Annotated in this window: 20 protein-coding genes and 1 pseudogene; 17 read left to right on the top strand and 4 right to left on the bottom strand. The window is 58.5% G+C overall.

The features are described 5' to 3' along the window. Nucleotides 1-15 precede the first annotated feature (15 nt). The 4 genes from metC to SLW74_RS14775 all read left to right on the top strand — a co-directional run bounded on the left by metC (nucleotide 16) and on the right by SLW74_RS14775 (nucleotide 3,507). Nucleotides 16-1,167 carry a cystathionine beta-lyase gene (gene metC, locus SLW74_RS14760; protein WP_410929326.1) on the top strand — a complete coding sequence of 384 codons (1,152 nt, stop codon included), beginning with the start codon at nucleotides 16-18 and terminating at the stop codon, nucleotides 1,165-1,167. A gap of 106 nt (nucleotides 1,168-1,273) precedes the next feature. Then, entirely contained in the window at nucleotides 1,274-2,098 is an 825-nt protein-coding gene (locus SLW74_RS14765; RefSeq protein ID WP_410929327.1) for a transporter substrate-binding domain-containing protein, read from the top strand. 3 nt (nucleotides 2,099-2,101) lie between these two features. Then, nucleotides 2,102-2,752: an amino acid ABC transporter permease gene (locus tag SLW74_RS14770; RefSeq protein WP_369318741.1), complete on the top strand. Its 651-nt coding sequence runs from the start codon at nucleotides 2,102-2,104 to the stop codon at nucleotides 2,750-2,752. Further along, nucleotides 2,749-3,507 carry an amino acid ABC transporter ATP-binding protein gene (locus SLW74_RS14775; RefSeq protein ID WP_410929328.1) on the top strand — a complete coding sequence of 253 codons (759 nt, stop codon included), beginning with the start codon at nucleotides 2,749-2,751 and terminating at the stop codon, nucleotides 3,505-3,507. The genes SLW74_RS14770 and SLW74_RS14775 overlap by 4 nt, the downstream gene beginning before the upstream one ends. 55 nt (nucleotides 3,508-3,562) lie before the next feature. Here SLW74_RS14775 and SLW74_RS14780 read toward each other — a convergent pair. After that, a pseudogene (locus SLW74_RS14780) lies at nucleotides 3,563-3,688 on the bottom strand (DUF1289 domain-containing protein); the annotation flags it as partial. Between the two features lie 97 nt (nucleotides 3,689-3,785). On the opposite strand from SLW74_RS14780, the gene SLW74_RS14785 reads away from it, so the two are divergent. The 5 genes from SLW74_RS14785 to SLW74_RS14805 all read left to right on the top strand — a co-directional run bounded on the left by SLW74_RS14785 (nucleotide 3,786) and on the right by SLW74_RS14805 (nucleotide 10,460). Then, nucleotides 3,786-3,983: a transposase gene (locus tag SLW74_RS14785; RefSeq protein ID WP_410929329.1), complete on the top strand. Its 198-nt coding sequence runs from the start codon at nucleotides 3,786-3,788 to the stop codon at nucleotides 3,981-3,983. Between the two features lie 336 nt (nucleotides 3,984-4,319). Further along, nucleotides 4,320-5,303, top strand: coding sequence for a DUF1852 domain-containing protein (locus SLW74_RS14790; protein ID WP_410929330.1), 984 nt, complete (start codon nucleotides 4,320-4,322; stop codon nucleotides 5,301-5,303). Between the two features lie 26 nt (nucleotides 5,304-5,329). Further along, nucleotides 5,330-6,364, top strand: coding sequence for a methionine synthase (locus SLW74_RS14795; protein WP_410929331.1), 1,035 nt, complete (start codon nucleotides 5,330-5,332; stop codon nucleotides 6,362-6,364). A gap of 159 nt (nucleotides 6,365-6,523) precedes the next feature. Then, nucleotides 6,524-7,060: a flavin reductase family protein gene (locus SLW74_RS14800; RefSeq protein ID WP_410929380.1), complete on the top strand. Its 537-nt coding sequence runs from the start codon at nucleotides 6,524-6,526 to the stop codon at nucleotides 7,058-7,060. 1,186 nt (nucleotides 7,061-8,246) lie between these two features. After that, nucleotides 8,247-10,460 (top strand): TonB-dependent receptor, encoded by a 2,214-nt coding sequence (locus SLW74_RS14805; RefSeq protein ID WP_410929332.1) that lies wholly within the window; start codon nucleotides 8,247-8,249, stop codon nucleotides 10,458-10,460. 583 nt (nucleotides 10,461-11,043) lie between these two features. Here SLW74_RS14805 and SLW74_RS14810 read toward each other — a convergent pair. The 3 genes from SLW74_RS14810 to SLW74_RS14820 all read right to left on the bottom strand — a co-directional run bounded on the left by SLW74_RS14810 (nucleotide 11,044) and on the right by SLW74_RS14820 (nucleotide 14,291). Further along, nucleotides 11,044-12,135, bottom strand: a complete 1,092-nt coding sequence (locus SLW74_RS14810; RefSeq protein ID WP_410929333.1) for a polyamine ABC transporter substrate-binding protein — start codon at nucleotides 12,133-12,135, stop codon at nucleotides 11,044-11,046. Beyond that, nucleotides 12,132-13,166 (bottom strand): histone deacetylase family protein, encoded by a 1,035-nt coding sequence (locus SLW74_RS14815; protein WP_192134739.1) that lies wholly within the window; start codon nucleotides 13,164-13,166, stop codon nucleotides 12,132-12,134. The genes SLW74_RS14810 and SLW74_RS14815 overlap by 4 nt, the downstream gene beginning before the upstream one ends. A 132-nt stretch (nucleotides 13,167-13,298) precedes the next feature. Beyond that, entirely contained in the window at nucleotides 13,299-14,291 is a 993-nt protein-coding gene (locus tag SLW74_RS14820) for an AraC family transcriptional regulator (protein WP_410929334.1), read from the bottom strand. Between the two features lie 242 nt (nucleotides 14,292-14,533). Between SLW74_RS14820 and SLW74_RS14825 the strand changes: the two genes are divergently transcribed. The 8 genes from SLW74_RS14825 (at nucleotide 14,534) to SLW74_RS14860 (ending at nucleotide 25,059) form a co-directional block, all read left to right on the top strand. Continuing rightward, complete coding sequence (locus tag SLW74_RS14825; RefSeq protein ID WP_410929335.1) at nucleotides 14,534-15,331, top strand: phosphodiesterase; 798 nt, start codon at nucleotides 14,534-14,536, stop codon at nucleotides 15,329-15,331. A 275-nt stretch (nucleotides 15,332-15,606) separates the two neighbouring features. Beyond that, entirely contained in the window at nucleotides 15,607-16,515 is a 909-nt protein-coding gene (gene glsB, locus SLW74_RS14830) for a glutaminase B (RefSeq protein ID WP_065986527.1), read from the top strand. A gap of 270 nt (nucleotides 16,516-16,785) precedes the next feature. Next, nucleotides 16,786-20,205, top strand: a complete 3,420-nt coding sequence (locus SLW74_RS14835) for a PAS domain S-box protein (protein ID WP_410929381.1) — start codon at nucleotides 16,786-16,788, stop codon at nucleotides 20,203-20,205. 113 nt (nucleotides 20,206-20,318) lie between these two features. Further along, on the top strand, nucleotides 20,319-20,954 hold the full coding sequence (locus SLW74_RS14840) for a CGNR zinc finger domain-containing protein (protein WP_410929336.1): 636 nt from the start codon (nucleotides 20,319-20,321) through the stop codon (nucleotides 20,952-20,954). A gap of 142 nt (nucleotides 20,955-21,096) precedes the next feature. Then, nucleotides 21,097-22,014 carry a DUF72 domain-containing protein gene (locus tag SLW74_RS14845; RefSeq protein ID WP_410929337.1) on the top strand — a complete coding sequence of 306 codons (918 nt, stop codon included), beginning with the start codon at nucleotides 21,097-21,099 and terminating at the stop codon, nucleotides 22,012-22,014. Beyond that, a complete protein-coding gene (locus tag SLW74_RS14850; RefSeq protein WP_410929338.1) occupies nucleotides 22,011-22,805 on the top strand; it encodes an endonuclease/exonuclease/phosphatase family protein in 795 nt (264 codons plus the stop codon). The genes SLW74_RS14845 and SLW74_RS14850 overlap by 4 nt, the downstream gene beginning before the upstream one ends. Before the next feature lie 23 nt (nucleotides 22,806-22,828). Further along, nucleotides 22,829-24,061, top strand: a complete 1,233-nt coding sequence (clsB, locus tag SLW74_RS14855; protein WP_410929339.1) for a cardiolipin synthase ClsB — start codon at nucleotides 22,829-22,831, stop codon at nucleotides 24,059-24,061. Continuing rightward, nucleotides 24,058-25,059, top strand: a complete 1,002-nt coding sequence (locus SLW74_RS14860) for a lysylphosphatidylglycerol synthase domain-containing protein (protein WP_410929340.1) — start codon at nucleotides 24,058-24,060, stop codon at nucleotides 25,057-25,059. The genes clsB and SLW74_RS14860 overlap by 4 nt, the downstream gene beginning before the upstream one ends. The last annotated feature ends 10 nt before the right edge of the window (nucleotides 25,060-25,069 follow it).

The following is a 25,069-nucleotide window of genomic DNA, read 5'->3' on the forward strand; positions in this document are numbered from 1 at the left end:
ACAAGGCGCATTCAGATGAAATTCGTAGACCCTGCCGGCAGCCCTTATGCCAGCCTCTCGCCAAGTGTGTGGCGAGGTTCGACTGTGGTATTCGACTCTTTCGAAGATTTCGTGAGTCGTAAAAGCCGTCAGCCAGATGGCTACAGCTATGGCATTACAGGTACGCCGACTTCCCGCGCCCTTGAGCGTCAAGTCGCAGAGCTTGAAGGGGCACGCCATTGCGTGATCATGCCGACCGGGGCTTCCGCGCTCATTACGACAGTCATGGGCTTTGTCCGAGCTGGCGACCACCTGCTTATTTCTGATTCCTGCTACGGCTCACTCAAGACGTTTGGTCGCCAATGGTTGGCCCAGTTTGGTGTGGAGGTCGAGTTCTATCCGCCGACTATCGACGCTGGGATCGAGCCGTTGATCCGGCCGAATACTCGCATGATCTGCATGGAAGCGCCCGGCACCGTCACCATGGAGATGCAGGACATCGGCGCTATTACCGCCATCGCCAAAAGGCACGGAGTGCTGACCATGATGGATAACACATGGGCCAGCCCCCTGTACTTCAAAGCTGTCGAGCACGGCGTCGACTTCGTCGTCCAGGCGGCCACGAAGTATTTCGGCGGACACTCCGATCTTCTGATGGGAACCGTCAGTCTCAACGACCCGGACCACTACGCCACGCTTCGGGAAACTCAAAGCATTTTCGGTCAGGCGACCAGCCCCGAAGATTGCTTCCTGGTCCAGCGGGGGCTCCAGACCTTTGAGCTTCGGCTGCGTGAGCAAAGTCGAAAAGCACTTGTGGTCGCGCGTTGGCTGGAGGCTCAACCGTTAGTACGACAAGTGCTCTTTCCCGCTCTGGAAAGCGATCCTGGTCATGACCTTTGGAAAAGGCAGTTCGAGGGTAGTGGCTGTCTGCTTTCGATCATCCTGGAGCCCGCTACCGATGAAAGTGCATTCGGCGCGTTCTTCAATGCCTTGCAACTCTTTCCCATCGGGGCGAGCTGGGGCGGTACGCATAGTCTGATTGCCTACTATCCGGCGTCGCAGCAACAGGCGCGGCAATTCTCGCCAACAGATCAACCTGTCGTGCGTATCTCGATCGGCCTTGAGGATGAGGCGATGCTGATTGCCGATCTGGCCAGTGCCCTGGATGCGTACGCCCGAGTGCGCTGACTCCACACAGCACGCTGCGCTTTAGACGCGGCGGCGACACAAGTTTTTTCTGCCGTTACTCCCGCGCGCCCATTGAGGCCGCACACTCAAATGAGGATGGACAAAAATGAAACAGAACGGCATTCGTTTCGCGATCGCAATGGTGTTGTCACTGGGCATCGGCTCGGCTGCGGTCGCTGAGGACTCCCTGCAGAACCTGCGTGAGCGTGGCGTTATCCGCGTCGCCAATACACAGGCAAGCCCTCCCTGGAGTTATCTGGGGCAGGACAATCAGCCAGCAGGGTACGACGTGGCAATCGCCAAGGAAGTCGCCAAGCGCATTGGCGTAGCAAAAGTTGAGTTCATAGCCGACAGCTTCAAAAGCTTCGTCGAGGGATTGAAGGCGGACAAGTACGATATGGTGATGAACGACCTCACACCCACTGACGAACGTAGGAAGCAGGTAGATTTTGCGAGTCCTTATGGCGTTGAAGAGTTCTACATTTTCATTCGCAACGATAATGCGGACATTCACAGCATCAAGGACATGCCAGCGCACTCCATCGGGGTAACGTCAGGAACCAGCAATGAGTCCTGGGCACGCAAGCACATGACCACGTCCGACATCCGGGCCTACGAAAACGGTGGTCTGGTATTTAATGACCTCGCCATCGGGCGCGTGGATGCCGTGTTGTCCTCTTTGTTCGGCGGTGAGAAATACAGAAAGGTTAATAACCTTCCGATAAAAGCAGTAGGTGAGCCGCTGACGTATCAGCTTTCAGCTCCGGCACTGGCCAAGGGTAAAGACAGCTTGCGTGACGCCGTCAGTAAAGCCATTGAGTCAATGGTCGCGGACGGCACAGTGGACGCTGTGGCCAAAGAGTGGATCGGGCCTGATTACCACATGACTAACGGCATCAAGGCCGCCCTCGCCGAACTGAACGAGGAATAGGTGATGTGGGATCTATTTCTACGCGCATTGCCTTTGTTGCAAAAGGCGATCGTTGTGACGCTAGGGCTTGGGCTGGGCGCGTTTGTATTGGGTACCGGCATCGGGCTGATGATTGCCCTGATGCGAATCTCCCCGGTGCGTTTGTTCCGTGTGCTTGCCTTCAGCTATGTCTCGCTCTTTCGCGGCACACCGTTGTTGGTACAGATACTCCTGATTTACTTCGGGCTGCCGCACTACGGCATCGTCATGACGCCGATACCGTCTGCGCTCCTGGCACTTACGCTTTTTTCGGCGGCATACCTGAGTGAAACCTTCCGTGCAGGCATTAGCGCGGTCGACAGCGGCCAGTGGGAAGCGGCTAACTCGATGAGCATGGGGTACTGGACCTGCCTTCGCCGCATCATCATCCCGCAGGCGTTTCGGATAGCACTGCCGACCATGGGAAGCCGACTCATTGCGTTGATCAAGGACACCTCACTGGCCTCGACGATCACCGTAATGGAGTTGACTCGCGTCGCTGAGCAATTAGGTGCCTCCACGTTCCGTTACATGGAAATGTTCTTGATGGTGGGTGCGATGTACTGGGTGATCAACCAGGTGTTGACCATCCTGCAAACCTGGCTGGAAGGCCGCTGGACGAGGCACATGCGATGAATGCAAGCACTGTACGTGTTACTGGCCTGAGCAAGTCCTTCGGTGATCTTGCCGTACTCAAAAATATTGATCTGGAGGTACAGGCTGGCCAGGTCGTTGTTATTCTAGGGCCTTCGGGGTCGGGCAAGACGACGCTTCTGCGCTCTTTGAACCTCCTGGAAAAACCAGACGCCGGCGTGTTGGAGGTGTGTGGTCACCGGGTCGAAATTCCAAGCAATGGGCGGTTCGACCGGGCAACGCGCAAGCAAGTGGCGCTGCTTAGGCAAAAGACCGCCATGGTCTTCCAGTCCTTCAACCTTTTCCCGCACATGACGGCGCTTGAAAACGTCATCGAGGGGCTCCTCAGCGTGAAGAAGGTCCCACGGGCACAGGCGCTTGAGCGAGGGCGCCATTTGTTGGATCAAGTCGGTCTCGCTGACAAAGCCGACAGTTATCCGGCCAAGCTTTCAGGTGGCCAGAAGCAGCGTGTCGCGATCGCGCGAGGGCTATCCATGGACCCTGAGGTGATCTTCTTCGACGAGCCGACTTCAGCACTGGATCCCGAGCTGCGTGACGAAGTGCTCGGGGTCATGCGTGAGCTGGCCAACACCGGTATGACCATGCTTGTGGTGACTCACGAGCTGCGCTTTGCCCGGGAAGCGGCAGATCGCGTGGTGTTCATGGAAAACGGTGTGGTGATCAAGGATTGCTCCACTGAAGCGTTCTTCGGTGGGGAAAGCGGAGAGCGCATTCAGCAGTTCCTGCGCCGATATTAATCACCCGAGTTTGGCCGAAAGCAGCCTTATTTAATGGCTGTTCTCGACCAAGCGGTTATTGGGGATTAGCTACCGCTCCATGCTTATTTAGGACTTTCAGGCGCGCCGTCGCTCTTTGCACCGCCGCCATTTTCTCCGGCCACTTCATGCGTCTCCACTTTCTGATGTCTTCCTTATTTCGTAAGCGTCCGGCGAACTCACCTTCCGAACTCCAGCTTTAAGGGCGATGGTGTCCGTATATTTTAAGCGGACGCGATCGTCCTTATCGCGGGATTTCCATGCGCCACCGAACCTCCTATCCGAAAACGTTCAAAGCCCAAGTCGTTCAGGAATGCCTGCAACCTCGCGCATCCATTTCCAGTGTCTCCAGCGAACACGGCATCAATACCAACGTCATTTTTAACTGGATGCCGCTCTACCGAGATCAGCCCGCAGGGACTTCACTAACGACATTCGTCCCGATAAACCGCACCTAAACGGCCAGCCGAAGCGTCAGTGATCAACGAGTTGCCAATGGCCGGCCAAGTGATCACGGTGAAATGGTCGACCTCAGATCGCGAGGGCTGCGCGCAATTTATCAGGGCTGTCGCTTAATGCCCCTTGGCGCCACTCCGCTGCGTGATCATGAGCGTTCCTAATACTTTATTGAAATCAATTCGTTTTTATTCATACAAGCTCCCCGCGTAAAATGCGCCCAGCTCTTCACGATCGGCAGATCTAAAGTCTGCGACGTGAGAAAACGGAACAACGGCCACATCTGAAAAGCACTCAGCAGATTCAGATCTGGCACGATGAACAGGCTCCCATGCACGATGAACAAAGACCTCATATTTTCCATCAAGAGCATTTGCTTTGATGAAAATTACTCTCCCTCGGACAGTTCCCGACTCACGACTAACTTTGCCAATTTGGCCAGGGGAGAGTGCCGTGAGGAGAATTTGCGCAATACGTTGAAGATGATAGATAACCGCTTCAATGCCCTTGCGCATTGGGACAACCCTACGGGTGATCGTTACACGGTCAAGCTGGATATCATTTCCGCCGAAATGAATATCGATGCGCACAGTCGAGAACACGCGATTCCGTTGATTGAGGTGCTAAAGACCACGATTGTTGATCAGAATACCGGTGAGCGCATCAACGGCATCGTCGGCAACAACTTTTCGTCCTATGTGCGGGACTATGATTTCAGTGTGCGGTTGCTGGAGCACAACAAGAACCAGTCCGGGTTCAGTACGCCAGAAGACTTTGGCCGATTGCACGGCAAGCTATTTAAGTCGCTCGTCAACTCAAATGCCTACAAAGAGCATTCTGAAAAGCCGCCTGTGATCTGCCTGAGCGTGTCGAGCACCCGAACCTACCATCGCACCGAGAATCAGCATCCTGTGCTGGGCTTCGAGTACGAGCAAGACGCGTACTCGTTGACCGATGAGTATTTCAAGAAGATGGGCTTGCAGGTGCGCTACTTCATGCCGCCCAACAGCGCTGCACCGTTGGCCTTTTATTTCTCGGGCGATTTGCTGGGTGACTACACGAACCTTGAGCTGATTGGCACCATCAGCATCATGGACACCTTCCAGAAAATTTATCGGCCTGAGATTTATAACGCTAACTCGGCGGCTGGAAAATCTTATCAGCCGAGCTTGCAGAACCAGGACTACTCGCTGACTCGAATTGTGTATGACCGAGAGGAACGTAGTCGGCTGGCTGCCGAGCAAGGAAAGTTTGCGGAAGAACAATTCATCAAGCCCTATCAAGCCGTGCTTGAACAGTGGTCGCTTAGCTGCGCTCTCTGATTATTTGGAAATCAAGGTTTTCACACATGAAAAAACTGTTGCCCACTTCGACCGCCGGAAGCTTACCTAAACCGTCTTGGCTGGCTCAACCTGAGACCCTCTGGTCACCGTGGAAATTACAAGACGACGAATTGATTGAAGGCAAGCAAGATGCCCTGCGCCTGTCGCTGCATGAACAACAGCTGGCCGGAATTGATATCGTCAGCGACGGCGAGCAAACTCGTCAGCATTTCGTGACGACCTTCATCGAACATCTCGACGGCGTTGACTTCGAAAACCGCGAGACAGTCAGGATTCGTGATCGTTATGACGCAAGCGTGCCGACAGTGGTGGGTGCCGTTTCCCGGAGAAAGCCGGTGTTCGTTGAAGACGCTAAATTCCTGCGTCAGCAAACCGGACAGCCTATCAAGTGGGCTCTGCCAGGGCCGATGACGATGATCGACACCCTTTACGACGCTCATTACAAGAGCCCTGAAAAACTGGCTTGGGAATTCGCCAGGATCCTCAACCAGGAGGCCAAGGAGCTTGAGGCTGCTGGCGTCGACATCATTCAGTTCGATGAACCGGCCTTCAACGTGTTTTTCGATGAAGTGAACGAGTGGGGCATTGCCACGCTGCAAAGGGCAATAGAAGGGCTGAAATGCGAGACCGCCGTGCACATCTGCTATGGCTACGGCATCAAGGCGAATACTGACTGGAAAAAGACGCTGGGCTCAGAGTGGCGGCAGTACGAAGAAGCCTTCCCCAAGCTACAAAAATCCAGCATCGATATCGTCTCGCTGGAATGTCACAACTCCCACGTGCCCATGGATCTGATCGAACTCATCCGAGGCAAGAAAGTAATGGTCGGCGCCATTGACGTCGCCAACCATGCCATTGAAACGCCCGAAGAGGTCGCCAACACCTTGCGAAAGGCACTGCAATTCGTCGATGCCGACAAACTTTATCCATGCACTAACTGCGGTATGGCGCCCCTGCCTCGTCGAGTCGCGAGCGGCAAGCTGAATGCGCTGAGTGCCGGCACAGAGATCGTCCGTAGAGAGCTTTTGAACGGACGCTAATCCGCATTGCGCGGTGGCGTACACAGGTTGTGTGAGCGTACCGGCCTCTTTTGATCAACGGGTCACTTTCACAACTGGGGAAGGTTGAAGACAGCCAGGTATTGGGCGGCTTCAGACTTCCCCGAAGACGCCAGCCGCACGCTTTATTTAGGATCTGTCATGTCACTTCTTGGTAATGCCATTGAGCCTTTGAGCTTTCGCGAGGCGCTAGGGCACTACGCATCGGGTATCACAGTCATTTCGTCACACGCTGATGGTGAGCCTATTGGTTTTACCTGTCAGTCGTTCTACAGCGTGTCGATCAGTCCGCCACTGGTATCTTTCAGCGTCATGGCCAGTTCCGCGAGTTATCCCAAGATTCGCCAGGCAGGTCGATTCGCGGTCAATATCCTGTCGGGTGAGCAGGTCGATATTTCCAACCAGTTTGCCCGGCGAGGGACGGACAAATGGCTCGGTGTCGACTGGCAGGAATCGCCATTGGGTAATCCGATCATTGCGGGCAGCCTGCACTGGCTGGATTGCGAGATTCACGCTGAACACGCGGCAGGTGATCATTTGATCGTGATTGGCGAGGTGAAAGCGATGAACCTGCAACACGCTACTGCGGGGCAGCCGCTGCTGTACTTCAAAGGGCAATATCGCAACCTCGCACCGCACATGGCGCGGTCTGAGCCGCTGCGTGCGCAGGTTCAGTGACTTGGACTGGGACAAAGCATCACCGCTGCGTCGGTAACGGAGTAATCAACGCTAGCACGCGGGGTAGCACTGGGCTTGATTGACTGAATAGTCTCCAACGTGTTGCCCCTTGGTGTGCCTGCACACTTAGAGGTTTGGATGACTAGCACTGACTACATTCATGCGTCAGCCCATCTGAACACCAATGTCTTCCAGCCCCCGTTGCAGTTCACGGATCTGCTTGAGCGCGTTGCTCAGCTCGGAGGCCGGCACGACGGCTTCACCGGCGCTAACTGCCGACAGGCTGCCGTCCTGAATGAGTTCGCCGGTCGCTTACGTTTCAGAGTGCGGCACGGCTAGTTGATCTATCATAGGAAAGGTTTTGCACAGCAAAACCCAGATGGCTTACGTGATACTTCATACCCCTAGGTGGAAAATCTAATCGGGCTCTGTCGGTCAGATCGCTGCGAGTCTCGATGCAGGGATGGTCAGGATCCTAGCGGGATGACAATCGCTTTAGCACAGCATGCAATCGGTTATTTATCCTGATGGTAGACTGCCTCGCTCGAAAAATGAGCTACTGCAAAGACAGTTTTCTCATTGGCCTTACTCCCGAGGCAGTGATACCTTTCGCCGCCATGGACGGGACCCGCTCTTATCTTAAGTATCTAGCTCCAGCCTTGCTGATCCTCGTGCTACTTAATGGCATGGCATGCAGCATTGGGCACGGGCAGATGTTGCAGAAGATGTTTGCGCCCAGTGTGGCGTTCCAATCTAGCCAAGTAATGTCCGCCGGACATGCGATGGCAATGGACCATTCTCATCACCACTTGAGCACGGCATCCGCGAATCAGCCTATGCCGCCCATGCCAGGCATGGATTCTCCTTTCAGCGACTGCTTTTTTGCAGCGTCACTGCCGTTGGGCCTCATTCTGTTCGCCGTGCTGGGCTGGCTGCTTAGGCGCCGACCGATGCGCCCAATTCCGCACCGCCTAACGCTACCGATCCATCCCACAGCGTTATTACTGAGTCTGCATCCTCGCGCGCCTTGAGTAGCCTGTTGCCCCTATAACCATCACTAAGCGCTTGGCTCTAAAATGAGCTAAAAGCGCTTCTGCGCATGGTGTATAGGGAAACTGTCGAAATCCTGAAGTGCTGGCCCCGAGGCCTGCGCCATTCGTTGCTGCCTACTCTAAAGAAACAGACCATGAACAGTACTTTCAACCGCAGGCCTTTTCGCTCGCTCCCTTATGTCGTTTACCTTGCAGCAATCTCGTGCGCGCCAGGGCTTGCCTTGGCTGCAAACGGCAAAGCGGAAATCGGTGCCGAGCCATCACCACCCGCTCAGGCAAGAAAAGAACCAAGCATGACACCCAACAATCCGGTAGTGCCGAACTCGGCACAACCTACGGTCGATCTGCCAAGCACCCTCGTCGTGGACACCCCGATCTCTGGCTACGTTACTCAGACGTCGGCCAGCAGCATCCGAACGGATACCCCACTCAAGGAGTATCCCGCGTCCATTCAGGTCGTACCCAATGAACTGCTGAAGGACCGAGGCGTTACCCGAATCGATCAGGTGGCTGAAACCGTCAGCGGTGTCCATGCGGAGGCCAACTACGGTGGGAACGGTGGAACCTTCTTTAACATCCGGGGCTTTAGTGAAAGCAATGGCCTGCGCGATGGTTTTCGGAACTACGGCTATTACGCCTTCCGCGACGTGCAAAACATTGATCAAGTCGAAATATTCAAGGGGCCGGCTGGTGCGTTGTACGGGGGCATCGGTGCAATCGGTGGTTACATCAACACCGTCTCGAAACGACCTGAGTGGAGTGACTTTGGAGAAGTAACCGGCACAGCAGGCAGCCACGACTTGGCGCGTTCCACCCTGGACGTTAACCGAGTTTTGAATGAAGACCTGAGCGTGCGTGTCAACGCGTCCGCCGAACATGATTCGTCTTTCCGCGACGACACCCGTGACCACTCCTGGTCATTTGCGCCTGCGATAACCTGGGATAACCACGACGGAACTTCTTTGACGCTGTTAAGTGAGTATAACCACCTCAACCGAGATGGATTCGACTTCGGCGTTCCTGCAGTGGCCAACTACCGCGAACTGTCGAAAACCCGATACTACGGACTCAGCCGGAGTCGGTACGCTGGTATTGACGGCGACTACGGGAAAAACGACACCCTCTCTGAAACTCTGCTGTTCGAGCATCAGCTATCTGACACTTGGAAGTTGCGTCTGGCAGGTCAGTATTCGTATGCACGGCAGCGTTCGACCCAGTCATTCCCTAACAGCACAACGGCGACGGATAATCTGCTCGACTACTCTGTTTACAGCAACGCAAATGAGTCTTCTCGACAGCTCGGGACGCGTGCGGAGCTGGTAGGCGACATCATCACTGGGGACATCAAACACCAGTTGTTGATAGGCACCGACTACAGCCTCCAGAAGATTTCAAGCTCGGGTTCACAGGTGTCTGCGATGACGCTTGATCTGAGCAATCCGGATTACTTTTCAGGTTTGACGCCGGCCGGTTCGCTAAATGGCCACGAATCTCAAGGGAAGGACTACGGTGCGTACGTACAGGACCTCATCGAGCTGACACCGACGATCAAGCTCCAGGCCGCGTTACGTGCAGACCGATTCGTCAACCGCGCCAGGGAGTCGGGTGGTGACCCGGCTCAAGGACAACAATCGACCTTGTCTCCGCGTGTGGGAGTCGTATGGCAGGCCACTGACAGCACGTCGTATTTCGCGGATTGGAGCCTCAGCCATTCACCGAATGTCGGTCACAGCGGCAGCAACGTCACCTATGAAGCTGAGGTTGCGGAGCAGTTCGAGGTGGGGCTCAAGCACGAGCTGATCAAGGACCGCCTTGATGCCAATCTGGCGGTGTTCAATCTTGATCGTAACCATATCCTGACCACAGACCCGGACAACCCCTTGCTCCAGGTGTTAACCGGCAAACAGCGAAGTCAGGGCGTAGAGCTGGATATTACTGGCAACATCACCCCACGATGGAAAACTGCTGCGAGCTACACCTACACCGTTGCGAAGGTACGCAGTGATAGCAACTACCCTGTGGGGGATGTTTTGAGCAATGCACCGCGCCACAGTGCCAACCTGTGGACGGCCTACCAGTTAAAGTCAGTCGAAGGTCTGCAGGTGGGCGGCGGTATTTACTATGTAGGCTCTCGCGAAGCAACGCTGCCCAACACGTTCAAGCTTTCAAGCTATGTCCGAACAGATGTGATGGCCTCATACAAGGTTGGAGGCTGGACGACGCAAATGAACGTTTTCAACCTCTTCGACCGTACGTACTACACCGGAGGCACCGCTGCGACGTTTGACTACACGCTGATGCCAAGTCCGCCGAGAACGGTTCAGCTATCTGAAACCTATCGGTTCTGATCGCCACGAGCCTTGTTCAGCCCTTTAGTCGATACTTTTTAGTATGTGGCGAAAAGGGCTGGCAATGGCTCTGGGTGCAGGTTTGACTGGGAAGCGAGCTGATATTCATGCATGCGCAAGGCGACACTGGATGCGAGACCGCTAGCCTAAATAATGTGGAAAAGGGGGGCCGTACCAGGCTGGTAGCTTCCGGTTAGCAGCGGGGCTTCATAAGGTTTTCCTGGACTGCAAAACCAGTAAAACGCTTTCATACAAGGGCATGTATCGGGCTTACCGATGTGTCTGCTGGGAAGGTAAGCTCAGTGCTTAAGGAAGCCGGCTTTTTTCAAATCCCAACACAACCGGCGATCTACTGGTCACTGATGGGTTCTGTTCGAGTGCCCTGGTCCTTGTAGCGCATCCGCTCCCACAGCGCCCCTGACCGTTCTCGACCCAAGATCGCTAATCAATGGGCTCTTTTCAAAAGCTGACCATTTCCCACGGTAAACCGACCACTGCGGACACCTTGAAAGCGCATACCACGCTTTACCGCAGATGAAAGCTTGGTCATCCAGTTCGCCCCGCTACGTATAACGGCAACGTATCAAGTGCCTGACTTGATCTTGGTCCAGGCCCGCGTGCGGGCGCGTTCGGCGTCACGACCCAGAGGCTTGAGCGTATAGAGCGTGGCCATCGCGGCCTCGGTGGGGTAAAGGTTGGGGTTGTTGCGAATCGCCGGATCAACCTGTTCGGTAGCGTCTTTGTTGGGATTGGGGTAGCCGACAAAATCGCTGATTGGCGCAATCACCTGCGGCTGCAGCAGGTAGTTGATGAATGTGTAGGCGTCTTGTGTGTTCTTGGCACCCTTGGGAATGGCGAGCATGTCAAACCAGATGGGTGCGCCTTCCTTGGGCAGACGCATGTCTACGGTCACGCCGTTATTGGCCTCTTTAGCGCGGTTGGCGGCTTGGGAAAAGCTGCCGGAGTAACCGACCGCGACGCAGATGTCACCGTTGGCGATATCCGCCATGTATTTGGAGGAATGGAAGTAGGTGATATAGGGGCGGATTTTCATCAGCAGCGCTTCGGCCCTCACATAGTCCTTGGGGTTGCTGCTGTTGGGGTCGATGCCCAAGTGCTGCAGGGCCAGGGGCAGGATTTCGGAGGGCGAGTCCAGCAGCGCTACACCGCAGGACTTGAGCTTGCTGATGTTTTCTTCCTTGAAAATCAGGTCCCAGCTGTCCACTGGCGCATCGGCACCCAGGGCGGCCTTGACTTTGTCCGGGTTGAAGCCGATCAGGATGGTGCCGTACATGTAAGGCACGGCGAATTTATTGCCCGGATCGTTGGCCTCGATCAGCTTCATCAGCTTGGGATCGAGGTGGTTCCAGTTCGGCAATTGGCTGCGGTCCAGCGGCTGGAATATTCCGGCTTCGATCTGCTTGGCCAGGAACACGTTGGATGGCACTACCACGTCATACCCTGAGTTGCCGGTGAGCAGCTTGGCTTCCAACGCTTCATTAGTGTCGAAGATGTCGTACACCAATTTAAGGCTGGGATTGTGCGCCTTGAAGTCCTCCAGCGCCTTGGGGGTGATGTAGTCGAACCAGTTGTAGACCCGCAGGGTTTTCTCTTCGGCATGAGCCATGCCGCTGATAACGGCAGTGCAGAGGATAAGTGACTTGAACATGTTCATTGGGCAGCCCCTTCAAAACCTTCGAGAACGTTGACGGCATTGATGCCGATTTCTTCCACCGCGTAGCCGCCTTCCATCACGAACAGCGTAGGTTTACCCAAGCGGGAGATGCGTGCGCCCATCGCCAGATAATCCTCGCTGTCGAGTTTGAATGTCGAGATCGGATCGTCCTTGAATGTATCCACGCCCAGGGAGACGACGATGATGTCGGCGCCATAACGATCAATTTCTGTGCAGGCTTGCTCAAGCGCTGCGCTCCAGGTCTCCCAGCCGGAACCGGCCGGCAGAGGGTAGTTGAAGTTAAAGCCGGCACCGGCGCCTTCACCCGACTCGTCGGCATAGCCCAGGAAAAACGGAAACTCCGCTTCCGGGTGGCCGTGGATCGAGGTAAACAGCACGTCGCTGCGCGCATAGAAAATCGACTGGGTGCCGTTGCCGTGGTGGTAATCCACATCCAGAATCGCGACCTTTTTGTGGTCTTGATCAAGAAAGGCCTGGGCGGCAATTGCGGCATTGTTGAGGTAGCAATAACCGCCCATCAAGTCGCCAGCTGCGTGGTGTCCCGGTGGACGGCACAGGGCGAACGCACTGTGGGCCCCTTGCTGAATCGCCTGTTGGGCGCTAAGCGCGACCTGCGCCGCCGAGTAGGCTGCCTGCCACGTGCCGGCGGTGATTGGCGCTCCGCCGTCGAAGCTGTAATAACCGAGTTGACCATGCAGGCTTTCGGGTAACACGCGGCGCAGGGTGCGGGCGGGCCAGGTGTAGGGCAAGAGGTCGCCGTCCTGACCAAATTCGGTCCAGCGCGCCCAGGCACCCTTGAAGAAATCCAGGTACTCCCGGCTATGAACGCGTTGCAGCGGTTCCAGGCCAAAGTCCTGCGGCGCCTGTACCTCGCCAAGTTGACGGTCCCTGACCCGTTGTAATACATGATCGGCGCGTGAGGGCATTTCGAAGCAGGGCATCAACTGCCCGTCCATCAGCTCACAGCGGCCGTGGTGCAGGTGGTGATCATCCGAGTAGATGGTCAGCATTGGTTGTTCTCCGCAGGCTGTATCGGTCAATACAGTCTTGCCCTTGGCGCAGCTTATGAGAACGGTAAGTGCGGCCAAAAGGGGATAAATATGGCCAGATTCTCTGTCCGTAATTCGCCCCTCAATGAGGCGTCATGCGCGAAATTGGCTCGGCGCCACGCCACTCCAGCGCACAAAGGCGTGCCGAAAACTTGCGGTCTCGCTGAAGCCCAGAGTCTCGGCGATCCGGTAGATGGGCCACCGGTCTTCGGCCAGCAGTTGCTTGGCGCGTTCGAAACGAAGTTCGTCGAGCAGTTCCTGATAGCAGCAGCCCAGGTCGTGTAAGTGTCGACGCAAGGTGCGCGCCGAGCAGTTCATCTGTCGGGCCAGCCCGTCCAGCCCAGGTGCGGCATGCAGTTGTGCAGCCAGCAATAGCCGGATTCGCCCCAGCCAGGCCTCGCGCCCGGTGAATTCAGTGTTCTGTTTTCGGCAGCGCTCGGTCATGGCCTGGTGTGTTACCGCATCAGCCAGCGGTAAAGGCTGGTCGAGCCAGCGTTTATCAAAAGCAAATGCATTGACGGTGGACTGGAATTGCAACGGACAGTCGAAACATTCGGCGTAGCGAGTCTTATAGTCCGGCGCATCGTGCTCAAAGCGAGCGCCCAGCAAGGGCAGTGAGTGGCCGAGCAGGTCGTCGCAAATGACCTTTAGCGACCCCAGGCACAGCTCGACATTGAAGGCGGTCAGTGCCGGATTCTCGCGGTAATCGCCCGCAGTGAACCAGATCCGCTCGCCGTCTTCCTCCAGACTCAGCTCGAACAGTGTTCCCAGCAGCGCGGGATAACGCAGAGCCAGACGTAGCGCGTCACCGAAAGTGGCACTGGTAAGCAGGGCATAGCCGAGCATGCCGTAGGATGAGACATGCATACGCCGTCCCACGATCAGGCCGATATCGCGCTGCAGAGCCACGGCGTTGGCGCACACCTGCATCTCCTGATGCGTGGCGATGCGCGTGTCGGCACGGTTCAAGTCCGCTGCGCATATGCCACTGCCGGCCAGCAGCGCCTCGGCGGACCAGCCTTGCGCCTTGAACGTGCTCAGGACCAGTGAGACAGCATTGAGGGTGGTGAGATGGGAGTGCAACATGGGACTTCCAGCCAGGCGAGGAATACAAAAAGGGCAAGTTATGTGCCGGAATCCCGCCTGGTTATTTTTGCTTCGGCGACTGGCTGTTCGAGCCTGGGCCGGTTCAACAACCAATCGCCCATTCCGGCCTCCAAGATCTCGGCACTCTGCCATGCCGCATGGACGCTGACGCCGTCCATCGCAGCTCAGGCATGCTACCTTCACCCGACATCGATCACTGCGTCCTCTAGGGAGAATGTCCCGTGCTGATTGCCCACCTTTCCGATCTGCATATCAGGCCGCAAGGCATGCTTTATCAGGGGCTGGTTGATTCGAACACAATGTGCGAGCAGGCCATTGCACACCTGAACAGGCTCGTGCCGCGACCCGATGTCGTGATCATCACCGGCGACCTGGTGGATGAGGGGCTACCGCAAGAGTACGCAATGGCGCGTACATTGCTGGCCGGGATCGAGCCGCCGTTGCTGATGATTCCTGGCAATCATGATGACCGAAACTTAATGCGTAGTACCTTTTCCCAGCCGTATCTCTCTTCAACGGCAGGCCCGTGGCACTTCGTCGCCGATGACCTCGGGCCGGTACGGATCATTGGCGTGGATGTGACCGTACCGCAGGAACATCACGGCGACATGACCGAGGCGGCTGGGGCCTGGCTCGATGCGGCACTGGCCCAGGAGCCGGCGCGTCCGACTCTGATCATGCTGCACCAGCCACCGTTCCTCAGTGGCATTCCCTATATCGACACGTATGCCTGCCGGAACTCGGAGCGACTGCGCGAGGTGGTGCAGCGCTATCCGGCGATCGAACGTGTGGTGTGCGGACACATTCACCGCTCGATGCAATTACGTTTTGGCGGCACAGTCCTGTGCACTGCCCCCAGCACAACGACAGCCATCGGGTTGGCCCTGGATCCAGAGGCAGAAGAGGCGTCGTATGTGGAGCCGCCGGCGTTGCTTCTGCATCACTGGAAGGTGGATACGGGTCTGATTACCCACTGGGTGCCAATCGGCACATTCCGCGGGCCACTGCCGTTTGCATGACTGCAGGAGTGGGGCGGGAACTGAAGAGGGCTGCTGCCGAGCGGCGCTGCGGCATGCATTCAGTCCCGACACTTGTATCTGATGGCAGGGCCACTTTCCGAAAAACGACAGCCCCGCAAAAGCGCTCGGTCAACCAACGGCTGCCAACCTGAAAGCGCCAACCCACCCGCCACAAAAAAACCAAAATCCTGTCCAATTGTGTGATCCCGCCCCTCCAGCATTCGTCATGAACCCTAACCCCTGCTGCCGTCAGGGGATCAACGCCAGGACCCTCCATGCAAACGCTGTTGAACGAGATTCTCGACGAAGTGCGTCCCTTGATCGGCCAGGGCAAGGTGGCTGATTACATTCCCGCGCTGGCCGACGTGCCGGCGCAGCAATTGGGCATTGCCGTTTATGGCAACGATGGCACCTATTATTGCGCGGGCGATGCCCTGGAGCCGTTCTCGGTGCAGAGCATTTCCAAGGTGTTCAGCCTGGTTCAGGCGATCGGTCATTCTGGCGAAGCCATTTGGGAGCGCCTGGGCCATGAGCCGTCGGGTCAGCCGTTCAACTCGCTGGTGCAGCTTGAGTTCGAGCGCGGACGCCCGCGTAACCCTTTTATCAATGCCGGGGCTTTGGTGATCTGCGACATCAACCAGTCGCGGTTCGCTGCGCCGACCTTGTCCATGCGCGATTTCGTACGGCGGCTGTCGGGCAATCCCCAGGTGTTGATCGATGCCCGCGTGGCGGATTCCGAATATCAATTCCGCGCACGCAACGCGGCCATGGCCTACCTGATGCAGTCATTCGGCAATTTCCATAACGAAGTCGAAACCGTGCTGCGCAGTTATTTCAGCTGCTGCGCGCTGAAGATGAGCTGCCTGGATCTCGCCCGGGCGTTCTGCTTTCTGGCGAACAACGGGTTCTGCAAACACAGCGGTGAGCAGATCCTCACGCCGCGCCAGACCCAACAAGTGAACTCGATCATGGCCACCAGCGGGCTGTATGACGAAGCCGGCAATTTCGCCTACCGCGTGGGATTGCCGGGCAAGAGCGGAGTAGGGGGCGGAATCGTCGCGATCGTGCCCGGCCAATTCACCGTGTGCGTATGGTCGCCGGAACTGAATGCTGCCGGGAATTCACTCGCCGGCATGGCGGCGTTGGAGTTGCTGAGTTCGCGGATTGGCTGGTCTGTTTTCTGACAGGGGTCGTGGTTGTTTGACGTTCGGTGGATCATTGAAAAAGTTTGACCGGCGGGCGCGTTGGTCGCTTTTCCGAGAAAGCCGAATCGAGCCGTGTCGAGGGCGAAGGGTTACCCGATACAATGCCGCTTTGGCCCTGTCCAGTTCGAACCAGTCTGCGGGATGTTGATGCCGTGGCGATGTCGGGAGATCCGTGTGACTACTGTTCCAGTCGACCCCAGCGGCGATGAGCGCCTGTCTCATGTGCTGAGTGCCAGTGAACGGCTCGTCATGGCGGGATCCGTGGACGAGGTCGTCGCCGTGCTGCGAGACGTGGCGCGTGCCACGCTCGGCGCGGATGGCATTGCGGTGGTGATTCAGGACGAAGGACGGTGTTCTTACATAGCCGAAGATGCGGTCTCTGCGCTGTGGCAGGGCCAGACCTTTCCGGCTGACCACTGTGTTTCCGGGTGGGTCATGCACCGCGGCGAGACGATTGCGATCCGTGACGTCCGGCTCGATCCACGCATCTCGCAAGACATCTACGCGCCGACCTTTGTGCGTAGCCTTGTTATGGCACCCATCGGTCGGCCAGTGCCGGTCGCGGCGCTGGGCGCCTATTGGTCGCAGGTCCGCAGTCACGATGACGACACGGTCAAACGCCTGGAAAGTCTGGCGCGGCTGGCAACCATCGCCATCGAGAATGCGCGCCTGACCCAGGCCCGCAATCGCGCGGCTGCACTCGGGGCCGCCCAGAACCGTATCCTTGAACTGGCTGTTGAAGAAACACCGCTGAACACCGCGCTGGACGCGATCGTCCGCGAGGTGGAGGCGCTGTCGCCATCCTGTTTTCTGGGCAGCATCCTGCTCCTGAACGAGGAGGGCAGCCAGCTGCAGCATTGCGCCGGGCCCAACCTTCCCCTTGCATTTATCGAGGCTGCCGCACACATCAGTGTCGGCGCAGGTTCAGGCTCCAGCACAACCGCGACGGTTCCGAACTCGCGGACGGCGGTGTCCGACATCGTGGACCACCCTCACTGGGCCCAATTCAGGGCGCTTGCCGTCGGACACGGGTTGCACGTTTGTGGGGCGATTCCGATCCGTTCGGCGCAGGGCGCCATGCTCGGCACTTTTACCATGTATCACACCGAGCGGCGCGAGCCCTTGACGGCGGATATCGAGATCGGCGATTTCGTGGTCAAAACGGTGGGACTGGTCGTGCACCGTGCGCGCGCTGAGGCCGCCATTCGCAGCAGTGAGGTGCGCTACCGGCAGATAGTCGAAGGCGCCGAGGACTTCGCGATCATCACCTTCGATGGGCGGGGGGCCGTCACCGGTTGGAACATCGGCGCCCAGCGCATCGTCGGTTACTGCGCCGATGAAGTCATGGGCCGCGACGGTGATCTCTTCTACACCGATTCGGACCAGATCGAACGGGTCTTTCAAGCCGAGCTCGAACTCGCCATGGAGCAGGGGCGCGCCGTCAACGAACGTTGGCACGTCGATAAACACGGCGCGCGCTTCTGGGGCTCGGGTTTGATGATGCCGCTGGCAACGGATCAGGGCGGCTTCGTGAAGATCTTCCGCGACCGCACGGCCGAGCATCAGGCGGAGGCGGCGCTGCAAGAGAGCGCGGCGCGGCTGAGCTTTTTTGATGAACTCGACAACCGCCTTTTCAACATCCGCCGGGCCGAAGACGCGATGCTCGCGGCGACCGAGTTGCTCGGGCGCAGGCTCAACGTGTCGCGCTGCGCCTACGCAGATGTCGACATCGACCATGACCGCTTCTGGATTCGCAGCGACTACAACGCGGCTGGCATTCAGAGCTCGGTCGGCGCCTACAGCCTCGATCTTTTCGGCCCGCGGACGGCGGCTGACATGCGCGAAGGCCGAACCCTGATTGTGCGCGATGCCGTTGCAGAACTCGGTCCCGGCGAAGGCCTGGAGACCTTCCGCGGGATTGGCATCGACGCGATCATCTGCTGCCCGCTGGTCAAGAATGGCCGGCTGACGGCCATGATGGCGGTTCATCAAGATCAGCCTCGCGACTGGTTGCCCGCTGAAGTCCTGCTGGTCAGGGAAGTGGTCGAGCGCTGCTGGGCGCATGTCGAGCGTGTGGGCGCCGAGATGCGGATGCGCGAGAGCGAAGAGCGCCTGCGCCTTGCCGTCGAACACGCCGATATCGGTTTCTGGGACGTGGACATCGTCCACGACGCGTTGATCTGGCCGCCCAGAACCAAAGCAATGTTCGGCATCCCGGCTGATGTGCGGGTCACGATTCAAGACTTTTATGACGGCTTGCATCCGGAGGACCGGGACGCGACGATCGAAGCCTTTACGGCGGCCAGCGACCCCGAACGCCGCGCGCTGTATGACGTCGACTACCGCACCGTCGGCAGAGACGATGGTGTGATTCGCTGGGTGGCCGCCAAGGGGCGGGGCGTGTTCGATGCCGCCGGCCGTTGCTTGCGCGTCACCGGCACGGTGGTTGAAGTCACGGCCCGCAAGGATGCCGAGGAGGGGCTGCGCGAACTCAATGCCACGCTGGAAGTGCGGATTGCCAAAGCCATCGCCGAGCGCGAAGAAGTCCAGGAGGCGTTGCGCCAGAGTCAGAAGATGGAGGCCATGGGTCAGCTGACCGGCGGCGTCGCCCATGACTTCAACAACCTGCTCACCCCGATCGTCGGCACCCTCGACATGCTCCAGCGCAAAGGCGTGGGCGGCGAACGTGAGCAGCGGTTGATCTCCGGCGCCGTGCAATCGGCCGATCGCGCCAGGACACTCGTGCAGCGGTTGTTGGCTTTTGCGCGCCGTCAGCCGCTGCAGCCGGTGTCGGTCGACGTGGCGAAACTGGTGAACGGCATGGGCGATCTCGTCGCCAGCACCACCGGGCCGCAAATCCGGGTCGTCGTCGATGCCCCGCCTGATCTGCCCGCCGCCATCGCAGACCCGAATCAGCTCGAGATGGCGCTTCTCAATCTTTCCGTGAACGCGCGGGACGCCATGCTCGAAGGCGGCACGATGAGGATTTCGGCGAGTGCCGAATGGGTGTGCACCGGCCACCGTTCCAGGCTGCCGACCGGTGACTACCTCTGTCTGTCCGTTGCGGACACCGGCATTGGCATGGATGCGTCCACGCTCGCCCGGGCGGTGGAACCGTTCTTTTCCACCAAGGGCGTCGGTAAAGGCACGGGGCTTGGGCTGTCGATGGTGCATGGCCTGGCGTCCCAGCTCAACGGCGCGCTGACGATCCAGAGCTCGCCGGGGCTCGGGACGAACGTGGAGCTGTGGCTGCCGCGCAGCATGACCGTGCCGGCGGTGGCGTTGCGTATCGACGAGGCCCCGGACCGACGCTCCCTGCGCGGGATCGCGCTGCTGGTCGACGATGAAGACCTGGTGCGCGCCAGTACAGCGTACATGCTGGCCGATCTGGGTTATCGCGTGATCGAAGCCTCGTCCGGCGAAGAAGCCTTGCAGTTGTTGGGCACCGGGCAGCCTGTCGATCTGATCGTCACCGACCACCTCATGCCGGGCATCAGTGGCACCGACCTGGCCAGACGCGTCCGAAACGCCCGGCCCGGGACGGCGATCCTGCTGGTCTCGGGGTATGCCGAACATGAAGGGCTCGACCCGGATTTGCCGCGCCTGACCAAACCGTTCCGCAAAAGCGAACTGGCGGCGAGTCTTGCTCAGTTGGGAGGGACGGCCTGAGGCGTCTGGCGGGTCTCAGTGGTATCAACACGCATCCCACGACCGTCCGAAGCTTCAGCACCCCCTCACTTCTCTGCCATCATTCCCTCATCGCTTCAAACTGAGGGCAGGCAATGTCTATCGGACAGCTGAAGATCAACGCCATCCGTCTCGTCGGCGGGGCTGCGGTGCTGGATTACCTCAATACCTGTGACGGCCGTCGGCCGGGCACGGGGTTGCGGGAGGTCGTCGACAAGCTGGGCAACCTGGAGGACATCGTCCACTGGTTTCACCACGCCGGGCTGATCGACGATCAGGAGCATCAGCACTTCGTCGCGCTGGTACAGGATTCGTCCTGGCACACGATGACGGCATTTGGACAGTTAATCGATTTCCGCGAAGCGTTGTATCGGTTGCTGCTGCCCGTGGCGCTGGGCCAAGGGTCTGGCACGTCCAGCCTGGATGCGTTGAATCAGGCACTCATGGACACCGCTGGCCAGCGTTTGCTGGTGCTGACGCCTGCGGGCGTGATCTGGCGCTGGCGTGTGGGCGATGATCTTGGCTCGATGACGGCCGGTTTCATCGGTCGTCTCGCGGTGCAGGCAGCGGCGCTGCTGACCACCAGTGATCTGACGCGTCTCAAGGCCTGCGCCACGCCGGATTGCGACTGGCTGTTTCTCGATACGTCGAAAAACGGCCGCCGTCGCTGGTGCCAGATGAATATTTGCGGCGCCCGGGAAAAGATCAAAAGGGCCACGGTCGAGTCATGAGCACTGGCGTCCGTGCAGCCTGCGGCAATCTGCGCCCTAACACCGGCAAAAAGCCAGGGAACCTGCCACGTTCTCAAGCTTCTTATCTCTAGTTCACAAGCGTCGGGGCAGGTGCCGCGGCGGGACATGAGAGAGCACAGGCATGGGCGACATTCGTATCGGCATTTCAGGCTGGCGTTACACCCCTTGGCGCGGGGATTTCTATCCCGTCGGCCTGACGCAGAAAAACGAGTTGAAATTCGCCTCCAGAGCCGTGAACAGCATCGAAATCAATGGCTCGTTCTATTCGCTGCAGTCTCCCGACCTGTACGCGCGCTGGTACGACGAGGCGCCGAAAGGCTTCGTCTTCAGCGTCAAGGGCCCGCGCTATATCACCCATGTCCGCCGCCTCAAAGAGATCGACGAGCCCGTCGCCAATTTCTTCGCCTCCGGTATTTTCCAGCTCAAGGAAAAGCTGGGCCCGATCCTCTGGCAGTTTGCGCCCAACTTCACATTCGAAGCCGAGCGCTTCGAGCATTTTCTGAAACTGCTGCCCCACGACGGTAAAGCCGCCAAGGCCTGTGCCAGCAAGTGCGCCGAGCGGTTGCAGCAGCCGGGTTATCTGGACATTCCGCCCCGCCTGAAGCTGCGGCACGCCGTTGAAATCCGCCACGAAAGCTTTAAGGTGCCGGCCTTTGTCGCGCTGCTGCGCAAGTACAAGGTCGCGCTGGTGGTCGCGGACACCGCCGGCAAGTGGCCCCACGTCGAAGACCTCGCCACCGACTTCGTCTACGTGCGACTGCATGGCGACAAGGAACTCTATGCCAGCGGCTATTCCGACGAGGCGATCAAGCACTGGGGCGACCGCATCGACGCGTGGCAGCGGGGCGCGCAGCCCAGGGATGCTCAACTGATCGTGGACAAAGCGCCCCGGGCGCGGAAATCCCGCGACGTCTATTGCTACTTCGATAACGACATCAAGGTCCGCGCGCCCTACGACGCGCGCCGGTTGCTTGAGCGTTTCAATCTCACTGAAAACCTGGAAGTTGCGCCAGGCGATTTGCATGGAGCCACGTTGTGACCAGTGCCCTGATCCCCGAAGAACTCCACGGCCGACGACAAAGCGCGTCGACGTCGGTCACGCTTAATGTGCTGACCATGAACATGCACATGGGCTTCGGTTTCCTCAATAAACGCTTCATCCTGCCGGAGCTGCGCGACGCGGTGCGTACGGTGTCCGCCGATATCGTGTTCCTGCAGGAAGTCCACGGCGAGCATCAGGACCACGCGCAGAACGTGAAAAACTGGCCGACCACGTCGCAGTACGAATTCCTCGCCGACAGCATGTGGAAAGATTTCGCCTACGGCCGCAATGCCGTGTACCCCCATGGTCACCACGGTAATGCGCTGCTGTCCAAGTACCCGATTATTCGCCACGAAAACCTCGACATCTCGATCCACGGCACCGAAGAACGCGGCCTGCTCCATTGCGTGCTGGACGTGCCGCATTTCGGCGAGCTGCATGCGGTGTGCGTGCACCTGGGCCTGAAAGAGGTTCATCGCCAGCAGCAGCTGAAATTGCTCGCTGATCTGGTGGGTCGGTTGCCGTCCAATGCGCCAGTGATTGTGGCGGGGGATTTTAACGATTGGCGGCAGAAGGCCGATGGCGTGTTGAATCCTGCCGGGCTGCGCGAGGTCTTTGTTGAATCATTTGGGGCGCCGGCGAAGAGTTTTCCGGCGCGCTTTCCGTTGTTGCGCCTGGACCGTATTTACGTGCGCAACGCGCACATCCGGTCGCCCAGGGTGATGTCCAATCGTCCCTGGTCGCACCTTTCCGATCATGCGCCGTTGGCGGTGGAGGTAACGCTATGAGGGGTATGAGAGCGATGGGCGCCATGTGTGGCCTTTGGCGGGACGGCAACTCGGTAGAGTTGTTGATCAATGGCGAAGACTTTTTCGCCCGGGTGTTCGACGCCATTCGTGCGGCGCGCGAAGAGGTGCTGATCGAGACCTTCATCATCTTCGAAGACCGCGTCGGCGAGGGTTTGCAGCAGGCCGTGATCGAAGCGGCCAGCCGTGGCGTTCGCGTGATTATCACGGTGGACGACTACGGCACCAGCGACCTGAGCACGGCGTTCGTCAGCAAGATGATCGAGGCCGGCGTGCAGATTCAGCTGTTCGACCCGCGCCCCAAGCTTATGGGCATGCGCACCAACCTGTTCCGGCGCCTGCACCGCAAAGTGGTCGTGATCGACGGCGAAACGTCGTTCATGGGCGGGATCAACTACAGCGTCGACCACATGGCCGACACCGGCATCACCGCCAAGCAGGACTACGCGGTGCTGGTGCGCGGGCCGATTGTCGCCGACATTTATCGCTCGACGCTGGGCATGCTCGGCCCCGCGGTGCGCAAGACTTTCACGCCGCTCAAGCCGGTGACGCGTCAGGCCGGCAGCGCGCGCATGCTTCTCGCCGAACGCGACAACCGTAATCACACCACCGACATCGAAGAGCAATACCTGCTGGCGATGCGCAACGCGACTCAGCGCATCACCATCGCCAACGCCTACTTCTTCCCCAGCTACCGGTTCCTGCGTGAACTGCGCAATGCGGCCCGACGCGGGGTGAAAGTCACGCTGATCCTCCAGGGCCAGCCGGACATGCCATTTGTGCGCGTGTGCTCGCGTCTGACCTACACCTGGCTGCTGCGCGAAGGGGTGATCATCCACGAATACAAACAGCGGGCGCTGCACGGCAAGGTCGCGTTGATCGACCACGAGTGGTCAACGGTGGGCTCGAGCAACCTCGACCCGCTGAGCCTCGCGCTGAACCTGGAAGCCAACCTGTTCATCCGCGACCACGCCTTGAACCAGCGCTTGCACGAACACCTGCGAGACCTCGCCGTGGCCCACAGCAAACAGGTCAACCTCAAGGGCCTGGCGAAAGGGCAGTGGTGGCGTGCGCCGATGATCTTCCTCAGCTTCCACTTCCTTCGGCACTTCCCGGCCATTGCCGGCCTGTTCCCGGTGCACGGTCCACGCCTGAAACCCCTGCGCGCGCCTGAAACCCTGCCGGAAGCCGCCGCGCTCAAAAACGAGCTGCCGGCCGATCAGGAGAAATCCCTATGACCGGTGTCTCCCAAGCTTCCACTCACGAGCAGAAACCGGCCGACGCGGGCAAGAATCGTCCGTGGCTGACGTGGGCCAAGCGCGTCTTCACGCTGTTCTTCTTCATCGCGGTGCCGGTGCTGCTGTTCACCCTGATGAAGAACCTCGACTGGAACGAGGTGATGCACGCGCTGGAGTCCTACAAGCTCAGCACCCTGGCGCTGGGCTTCGTTATCGCGGCAGGCAGTTACCTGACGTATTGCTGCTTCGACGTCCTGGCCCGGCGCTACACCGAACACAAATTGGCGGTCAAGCAGATCATCCCCGTGACCTTCGTTTGCTACGCCTTCAACCTCAACCTGAGTTCCTGGGTTGGCGGCATTGCGCTTCGCTATCGCCTGTATTCGCGCCTGGGGCTGGACGTGCCGACTATCACCCGCATCCTCAGCCTGAGCCTGATCACCAACTGGCTGGGCTACATGCTCCTGGCCGGTTTCGTGTTCGCCGGGGACTTCGTCGACCTGCCCGAAGGCTGGAAGATTGGCGACACCACGCTGCAACTGATCGGCTTTGTCTTGCTGGCCGTCTGCCTGGCGTATTTTTTGGCCTGCCGCTTCTCGAAAAAGCGCACCTGGACCGTCCGCAAGCAACAGCTTGTTCTGCCCTCGCTGAACCAGGCACTGCGCCAAGCCCTGCTGGGCGCGCTGAACTGGGGACTGATGGCGCTGCTGATCTACGTGCTGCTGCCGGAAAAAGCCTTCTACCCGGCGGTGCTCGGGATCCTGCTCATCAGCAGCATCGCCGGCGTCATCGCCCACATCCCTGCGGGACTTGGCGTGCTTGAAACGGTGTTCATCACACTGATGCAACACCAATTCAGCAAAGGCCAACTGCTGGCCGCGCTGATTGGCTATCGCGTGATCTACTTCCTCATCCCGCTGATGATTGCGCTGGTGGTGTATGTGGTTTTGGAGAAACGGGCCAAGGCCATGCGCAGCAAGAACGAAGGGCAGTTGTAGGAGAGGAGAT

Origin of the sequence: Pseudomonas sp. W5-36, assembly GCF_046540455.1 — a bacterium.
Classification (GTDB): Bacteria; Pseudomonadota; Gammaproteobacteria; order Pseudomonadales; family Pseudomonadaceae; genus Aquipseudomonas; species Aquipseudomonas graminis_B.

Coding starts and splice junctions, on each gene's coding strand:
- metC (WP_410929326.1), top strand. CDS start 16: ATGAAATTCGTAGACCCTGCCGGCAGCCCTTATGCCAGCCTCTCGCCA.
- SLW74_RS14765 (WP_410929327.1), top strand. CDS start 1,274: ATGAAACAGAACGGCATTCGTTTCGCGATCGCAATGGTGTTGTCACTG.
- SLW74_RS14770 (WP_369318741.1), top strand. CDS start 2,102: ATGTGGGATCTATTTCTACGCGCATTGCCTTTGTTGCAAAAGGCGATC.
- SLW74_RS14775 (WP_410929328.1), top strand. CDS start 2,749: ATGAATGCAAGCACTGTACGTGTTACTGGCCTGAGCAAGTCCTTCGGT.
- SLW74_RS14785 (WP_410929329.1), top strand. CDS start 3,786: ATGCGCCACCGAACCTCCTATCCGAAAACGTTCAAAGCCCAAGTCGTT.
- SLW74_RS14790 (WP_410929330.1), top strand. CDS start 4,320: ATGAACAAAGACCTCATATTTTCCATCAAGAGCATTTGCTTTGATGAA.
- SLW74_RS14795 (WP_410929331.1), top strand. CDS start 5,330: ATGAAAAAACTGTTGCCCACTTCGACCGCCGGAAGCTTACCTAAACCG.
- SLW74_RS14800 (WP_410929380.1), top strand. CDS start 6,524: ATGTCACTTCTTGGTAATGCCATTGAGCCTTTGAGCTTTCGCGAGGCG.
- SLW74_RS14805 (WP_410929332.1), top strand. CDS start 8,247: ATGAACAGTACTTTCAACCGCAGGCCTTTTCGCTCGCTCCCTTATGTC.
- SLW74_RS14810 (WP_410929333.1), bottom strand. CDS start 12,135: ATGAACATGTTCAAGTCACTTATCCTCTGCACTGCCGTTATCAGCGGC.
- SLW74_RS14815 (WP_192134739.1), bottom strand. CDS start 13,166: ATGCTGACCATCTACTCGGATGATCACCACCTGCACCACGGCCGCTGT.
- SLW74_RS14820 (WP_410929334.1), bottom strand. CDS start 14,291: ATGTTGCACTCCCATCTCACCACCCTCAATGCTGTCTCACTGGTCCTG.
- glsB (WP_065986527.1), top strand. CDS start 15,607: ATGCAAACGCTGTTGAACGAGATTCTCGACGAAGTGCGTCCCTTGATC.
- SLW74_RS14835 (WP_410929381.1), top strand. CDS start 16,786: ATGGCGGGATCCGTGGACGAGGTCGTCGCCGTGCTGCGAGACGTGGCG.
- SLW74_RS14840 (WP_410929336.1), top strand. CDS start 20,319: ATGTCTATCGGACAGCTGAAGATCAACGCCATCCGTCTCGTCGGCGGG.
- SLW74_RS14845 (WP_410929337.1), top strand. CDS start 21,097: ATGGGCGACATTCGTATCGGCATTTCAGGCTGGCGTTACACCCCTTGG.
- clsB (WP_410929339.1), top strand. CDS start 22,829: ATGTGTGGCCTTTGGCGGGACGGCAACTCGGTAGAGTTGTTGATCAAT.
- SLW74_RS14860 (WP_410929340.1), top strand. CDS start 24,058: ATGACCGGTGTCTCCCAAGCTTCCACTCACGAGCAGAAACCGGCCGAC.